The organism is Streptomyces sp. NBC_01723 (assembly GCF_036246005.1).
GTDB lineage: Bacteria > Actinomycetota > Actinomycetes > Streptomycetales > Streptomycetaceae > Streptomyces.
The window spans coordinates 1,278,470-1,285,000 of record NZ_CP109171.1; the positions used below are offsets into that span (position 1 = coordinate 1,278,470).

General features: G+C 65.1%; 4 protein-coding genes and 2 rRNA genes (1 of these 6 running past the window's edge). All 6 read right to left on the bottom strand.

Features of this window, described 5'->3' with window-relative positions; translation table 11 throughout:
• On the bottom strand, nucleotides 1-333 hold the full coding sequence (locus OIE75_RS06130; protein ID WP_003977440.1) for a small basic family protein: 333 nt from the start codon (nucleotides 331-333) through the stop codon (nucleotides 1-3).
• Nucleotides 330-1,166: a DUF881 domain-containing protein gene (locus tag OIE75_RS06135; protein WP_307010358.1), complete on the bottom strand. Its 837-nt coding sequence runs from the start codon at nucleotides 1,164-1,166 to the stop codon at nucleotides 330-332. The genes OIE75_RS06130 and OIE75_RS06135 overlap by 4 nt, the downstream gene beginning before the upstream one ends.
• Before the next feature lie 167 nt (nucleotides 1,167-1,333).
• The gene (locus OIE75_RS06140; RefSeq protein WP_307010360.1) at nucleotides 1,334-3,829 is read right to left on the bottom strand and encodes a mannose-1-phosphate guanyltransferase; all 2,496 of its coding nucleotides are present in this window, start codon (nucleotides 3,827-3,829) and stop codon (nucleotides 1,334-1,336) included.
• 111 nt (nucleotides 3,830-3,940) lie between these two features.
• Nucleotides 3,941-4,549: a CDP-alcohol phosphatidyltransferase family protein gene (locus OIE75_RS06145; protein WP_073731463.1), complete on the bottom strand. Its 609-nt coding sequence runs from the start codon at nucleotides 4,547-4,549 to the stop codon at nucleotides 3,941-3,943.
• Between the two features lie 110 nt (nucleotides 4,550-4,659).
• Nucleotides 4,660-4,776: ribosomal RNA gene (gene rrf, locus OIE75_RS06150) — 5S ribosomal RNA — on the bottom strand.
• 87 nt (nucleotides 4,777-4,863) lie between these two features.
• A 23S ribosomal RNA gene (locus OIE75_RS06155) occupies nucleotides 4,864-6,531 on the bottom strand; it runs 1,455 nt beyond the window's last position.

A 6,531-nucleotide genomic window follows, 5' to 3' on the forward strand; every position in this document is an offset into this window, starting at 1 on the left:
TCACGCCCGGAAGACGTGGCGTCGGATCGCCGCGGCGTTGGAGAAGATCCGGATGCCGAGAACGACCACGACACCGGTGGACAGCTGGGCACCGACGCCCAGCTTGTCGCCCAGGAACACGATCAGCGCGGCCACGACCACGTTCGACAGGAAGGACACCACGAAGACCTTGTCGTCGAAGATGCCGTCGAGCATGGCCCGCAGACCACCGAAGACGGCGTCCAGCGCCGCCACGACGGCGATCGGCAGGTAAGGCTCCACGGCCGCCGGCACCTCGGGCCGGACCAACAGTCCGGCCACGACTCCCACGACGAGGCCCAGTACGGCGATCACGATGTGCCCTTCTCGGTTATCGGCTGTGCTGTACGTACGATCACACTCGGTGCGGCGGGCAGCCGAAGGTCCTTCGCCACGGAGATGGCCGTCCGGATGCCGTAGTTCTCCTGAAGGGCGTGCAGGTACAACCCGTCGGCGCTGTCCTGGAAGGTGCTGCTCAGCCGCTCGCCGCCGCCCACCGCCAGCACCGTGTACGGCGGCACCAGCGGCCTGTTGTCGACCAGTATCGCGTCACCGGCGGCCCTGATCGCCGACAGTGCCGTCAGACGCTGACCGTTGATGGAGATCGCCTCGGCGCCCGACTCCCACAGCCCGTTGACCACGCGCTGCATGTCCCGGTCCCGGACCCGGCCGGTGTCGGAGAACCCGGAGGTGCCGCGCGGCTGCCCGTCGCCGCCCGTGCCCACGTCCTTGGCGTCGTTCACCACGAGCTTCACGCCCGGGCCGTGCACCTCGACCGCGCCCGACAGGATGCCCACCAGGTCGGCCCGGTCGCCGGCGCCGCTCTTGTCCAGCGCCTCGCGCTGCCGCGCGCCCACCTCGTCCCGCAGCTCGTCGACGCTCGTCTCCAGCTTGTCGGCCGCCGAGGTCTCCCCCTCTATGCGGTCGATCAGCTCCTCGCGCTCCTTGGCGACCACGGGAGCGGCCACCCGTGCCTGAGCCGCGCCGACCGTGACGACCAGGGCCGCCAGCACCAGGCCGGCGGCCAGTCCGAGCTTGGCCCGCAGGGTCTTCGGCATACCGCCGCCGCCCTCGGCCTTCTTCCGCTCGGCCGCCTCGGCGTAGCCGTCGTCGAGGCTGTGGTCCATGACGTTGGTGAGCAAGGACATGGACGCGTCCGGGCGCGCGGGCCGCGTGGATGTGCTCCGAACGGGGGGTTGCTGCGGCATGCCGCACATCGTCGCACGTCGCCGCCACTACCTCCGAATGGCCCCACCGGCGTGCCGGACAGGCCCCCTTGGGGACACTTGTCCGGCACGCACGCGTGCGGTGTGGTCTAGCGGCCGGCGCTGTCCACCACCGCGGCCCACTCGTCCAGCAGCGCCTGCGCGGAGGCGTCGTCCGGACCCTCGGCCCACAGATGGGTCACCGCCTCGGCCGGGTCGGGGAGCACCATCACCCAGCGTCCGTCGGCCTCCACCACGCGCACACCGTCGGTCGTGTCGACCGAGCGGTCCCCTGCGGCCTCGACGACGCGCCGCATCACGAGGCCCTTGACGGCCCACGGAGTCGCCAGGTCACGCTTGAGGACGTGCGCCCGCGGGATCCGCGCATCGATCTGGCTCAGCGTGAGCTGCGTCCGCGCGACGAGCCCGATCAACCGCACGAACGCCGCCGTGCCGTCGTAGACACTGCTGAACTCGGGGACGATGAAGCCGCCCTTGCCGTCGCCGCCGAAGATGGCCCCTTCCTCACCGCCGACCCGTGTCAGGTCGTCCGGCGAGGTGGTCGTCCACTCCACCTGGGTGCCGTGGTACGCGGCGACCTGCTCGGCGATCCTGGTGGTCGTCACGGGCAGGGCGACCCGCCCGCTGCGCCTCTCGGCCGCGATCAGGTCGAGCAGCACCAGCAGCGCCCGGTCGTCCTCGATGATGCGGCCCTTCTCGTCGACCAGCGACAGCCGCTCGCCGACCGGGTCGAACCGCACCCCGAAGGCCGCCCGGGAGGACGCCACGATCTCCCCGAGCCGCACCAGCCCCGACCGCCGCACGTCGGCGGTCTCGGTCGGCCTGGACTCGTCGAGTCCGGGGTTGATGGTCAGCGAGTCGACACCGAGCTTGCCGAGCAGACTGGGCAGCACCAGCCCGGCACTGCCGTTGGAGGCGTCGACGACCACCTTGAGGCCGGAGTCCGCGATCCCCGTGATGTCGACGTTCCGCAGCAGTGATCCGGTGTACGAGTCGAACACGCTGGACGGGAAGTGCAGGTCCCCGATCTCGCCGGGGAACGCGCGCCGGTACTCCTGCCGCGCGAACACCCGGTCGAGCTTCCGCTGGCTGCCCTGCGACAGGTCGGCGCCCTGCCCGTCGAAGAACATGATGTCGACGGAGTCCGGCACCCCGAGGGTGGTCCGGATCATGATCCCGCCGGCACTGCCCCGCGCGGTCTGCTGCCGCGCCACGGGCAGCGGTACGTTCTCCAGGTCGCGTACGTCGATGGCGCTGGCCTGCAACGCGGAGATCACCGCCCGCTTCAGCGCACGGGCACCACGGGAGTGGTCACGGGCCGTGGTGACGGTGGAGCCCTTCTTCAGGGTGGTCGCATAGGCGCCGGCCAGCCGTACCGCCAGTTCCGGCGTGATCTCCACGTTCAGGATGCCGGACACGCCCCGCGCCCCGAACAGATGCGCCTGGCCCCGGGACTCCCAGATGACCGAGGTGTTGACGAAGGCTCCGGCCTCGATGGTCTTGAACGGGTAGACCCGCACGTTGCCCTGGATGATCGATTCTTCGCCGACCAGGCATTCGTCGCCGATGACCGCGCCGTCCTCGATCCGCGCGGCACGCATGATGTCGGTGTTCCTGCCGACCACGCAGCCCCGCAGATTGCTCTGCGGGCCGACGTACACGTTGTCGGCCACCACGGCCTTGTGGAGAAAGGCGCCGCTCTTGACGACGACGTTGGAGCCGACGACCGTGTGTTCGCGGATCTCGGCGCCGGCCTCGACCTTCGCGTAGTCACCGATGTACAGCGGCCCCCGCAGCACGGCGTCCGGATGCACCTCGGCGCCTTCGGCCACCCAGACGCCCGGAGACATCTCGAAGCCGTCGATGTCAACGTCGACCTTGCGTTCCAGAACGTCGGCCTGGGCCTTGACGTAGCTCTCGTGGGTGCCGACGTCCTCCCAGTAGCCCTCGGCGACGTAGCCGTAGACGGGCTTGCCTTCCTTCATCAGCTGCGGGAAGACGTCGCCGGACCAGTCCACGGGCACATCGGGGTCGACGTAGTCGAAGACCTCGGGCTCCATGACGTAGATACCGGTGTTCACCGTGTCCGAGAAGACCTGGCCCCAGGTCGGCTTCTCCAGGAAGCGCTCGACCTTGCCCTCTTCGTCGACGATGGTGATGCCGAATTCCAGCGGGTTGGGCACGCGTGTCAGACACACGGTGACGAGCGCGCCCTTTTCCTTGTGGAAATTGATCAGGTCGGTGAGATCGAAGTCGGTCAGGGCATCGCCGGAAATGACGAGGAAGGCATCGTCCTTCAATGCCTCCTCGGCGTTCTTGACGCTTCCGGCGGTACCGAGTGGCTTCTCCTCATTGGCATACGTGAGCTCCATCCCGAGCTCTTCGCCATCACCGAAGTAGTTCTTGACCAAGGAGGCCAGGAATTGAACGGTGACGACGGTCTCGTTGAGCCCATGCCTTTTCAACAGCCGCAGCACATGCTCCATGATCGGCCGGTTGGCCACCGGCAGGAGCGGCTTGGGCATGCTCGAGGTCATGGGACGAAGGCGGGTGCCTTCGCCTCCAGCCATCACGACGGCCTTCATGTCGGAAGCGTCCTCCTCTAAGAGACGACGGTTAAGCCGACTTCACCCGTCCAGGGTCCCGCACTTTTCCAGCGCGGGCCATCCGGCCACTGGGCCGCACCATCTGGGAGTTCAATCGGCAGTGGCGTCCGCACGGACCAGGCGGCGGACCTGCACCACGTAGAGAACACCTGCCCACCAGTACAGGGTTGTACCCCATCCGGCGAACGCCCATCCGAAAACAGCGGCGAGTGACGCGATCCACCCGCTGCCGTCGCTGAGCAGCAGCAGGGGGAAGGCGTACATGAGGTTGAAGGTGGCCGCCTTGCCCAGGAAGTTCACCTGTGGCGGCGGATAGCCGTGCCGACGGAGGATGCCCACCATCACGAGCAGGACCGCCTCGCGGGCAAGAAGTACAAGTGTCAACCAGAGTGGGAGGATCTCCCGCCAGGTGAGGCCCACCAGCGTCGACAGGATGTAGAGCCGGTCCGCCGCGGGGTCCAGGAGCCGCCCGAGGCTGCTGATCTGGTTCCAGCGCCGCGCGAGCTTCCCGTCCAGGTAGTCACTGACCCCGCTCAGAGCCAGCACCAACAGCGCCCATCCGTCGCTCTGCGGGCCGCCGAACTCGGGGCGGAGGATGAGCCACAGGAAGAGCGGCACGCCGGCGAGGCGCGCCATGCTCAGGATGTTCGGGATGGTGAGGACCCGGTCGGTCTGCACGCGGGTCTCCTGGACCTCCACGCGGGGGCCTCCTGGTGGGAAACGAGCCAATGATGCTCACTGACCTTACCTCAACGCAAAAAAGCTCTGGCTCTCGGGCTGTGTGCCCAAGAGCCAGAGCTCTAAAAGGAGTTCGGCGGCGTCCTACTCTCCCACAGGGTCCCCCCTGCAGTACCATCGGCGCTGTAAGGCTTAGCTTCCGGGTTCGGAATGTAACCGGGCGTTTCCCCTACGCTATGACCACCGAAACACTATGAAACAGACAACCAGCCGCCCCTGTGACCGGGGGCGGGTTGTTCGTGGTTTCAGAACCAACACAGTGGACGCGAGCAACTGAGGACAAGCCCTCGGCCTATTAGTACCGGTCACCTCCACACCTTGCGGTGCTTCCAGATCCGGCCTATCAACCCAGTCGTCTACTGGGAGCCTTAACCCCTCAAGGGGGTGGGAGTCCTCATCTCGAAGCAGGCTTCCCGCTTAGATGCTTTCAGCGGTTATCCCTCCCGAACGTAGCCAACCAGCCATGCCCTTGGCAGGACAACTGGCACACCAGAGGTTCGTCCGTCCCGGTCCTCTCGTACTAGGGACAGCCCTTCTCAAGACTCCTACGCGCACAGCGGATAGGGACCGAACTGTCTCACGACGTTCTAAACCCAGCTCGCGTACCGCTTTAATGGGCGAACAGCCCAACCCTTGGGACCGACTCCAGCCCCAGGATGCGACGAGCCGACATCGAGGTGCCAAACCATCCCGTCGATATGGACTCTTGGGGAAGATCAGCCTGTTATCCCCGGGGTACCTTTTATCCGTTGAGCGACGGCGCTTCCACAAGCCACCGCCGGATCACTAGTCCCGACTTTCGTCCCTGCTCGACCCGTCGGTCTCACAGTCAAGCTCCCTTGTGCACTTACACTCAACACCTGATTGCCAACCAGGCTGAGGGAACCTTTGGGCGCCTCCGTTACTCTTTAGGAGGCAACCGCCCCAGTTAAACTACCCATCAGACACTGTCCCTGATCCGGATCACGGACCCAGGTTAGACATCCAGCACGACCAGACTGGTATTTCAACGACGACTCCACCCACACTGGCGTGTGAGCTTCAAAGTCTCCCAGCTATCCTACACAAGCCGAACCGAACACCAATATCAAACTGTAGTAAAGGTCCCGGGGTCTTTCCGTCCTGCTGCGCGAAACGAGCATCTTTACTCGTAGTGCAATTTCACCGGACCTATGGTTGAGACAGTCGAGAAGTCGTTACGCCATTCGTGCAGGTCGGAACTTACCCGACAAGGAATTTCGCTACCTTAGGATGGTTATAGTTACCACCGCCGTTTACTGGCGCTTAAGTTCTCAGCTTCGCCTGGACGAATCCAAGCTAACCGGTCCCCTTAACGTTCCAGCACCGGGCAGGCGTCAGTCCGTATACATCGCCTTACGGCTTCGCACGGACCTGTGTTTTTAGTAAACAGTCGCTTCTCGCTGGTCTCTGCGGCCACCCCCAGCTCGGAGTGCAAGACTCGTCACCGGATGTGGCCCCCCTTCTCCCGAAGTTACGGGGGCATTTTGCCGAGTTCCTTAACCATAGTTCACCCGAACGCCTCGGTATTCTCTACCTGACCACCTGAGTCGGTTTAGGGTACGGGCCGCCATGAAACTCGCTAGAGGCTTTTCTCGACAGCATAGGATCATCCACTTCACCACAATCGGCTCGGCATCAGGTCTCAGCCGTATGCAAGGCGGATTTACCTACCTTGCGGCCTACACCCTTACCCCGGGACAACCACCGCCCGGGATGGACTACCTTCCTGCGTCACCCCATCACTCACCTACTAACCGCTTGGTTCGGCGGCTCCACCACTCCCCTCAACTCCGAAGAGATCAGGGCGGCTTCACGGCCTTAGCATCACGATGCTCGATGTTTGACGCTTCACAGCGGGTACCGGAATATCAACCGGTTATCCATCGACTACGCCTGTCGGCCTCGCCTTAGGTCCCGACTTA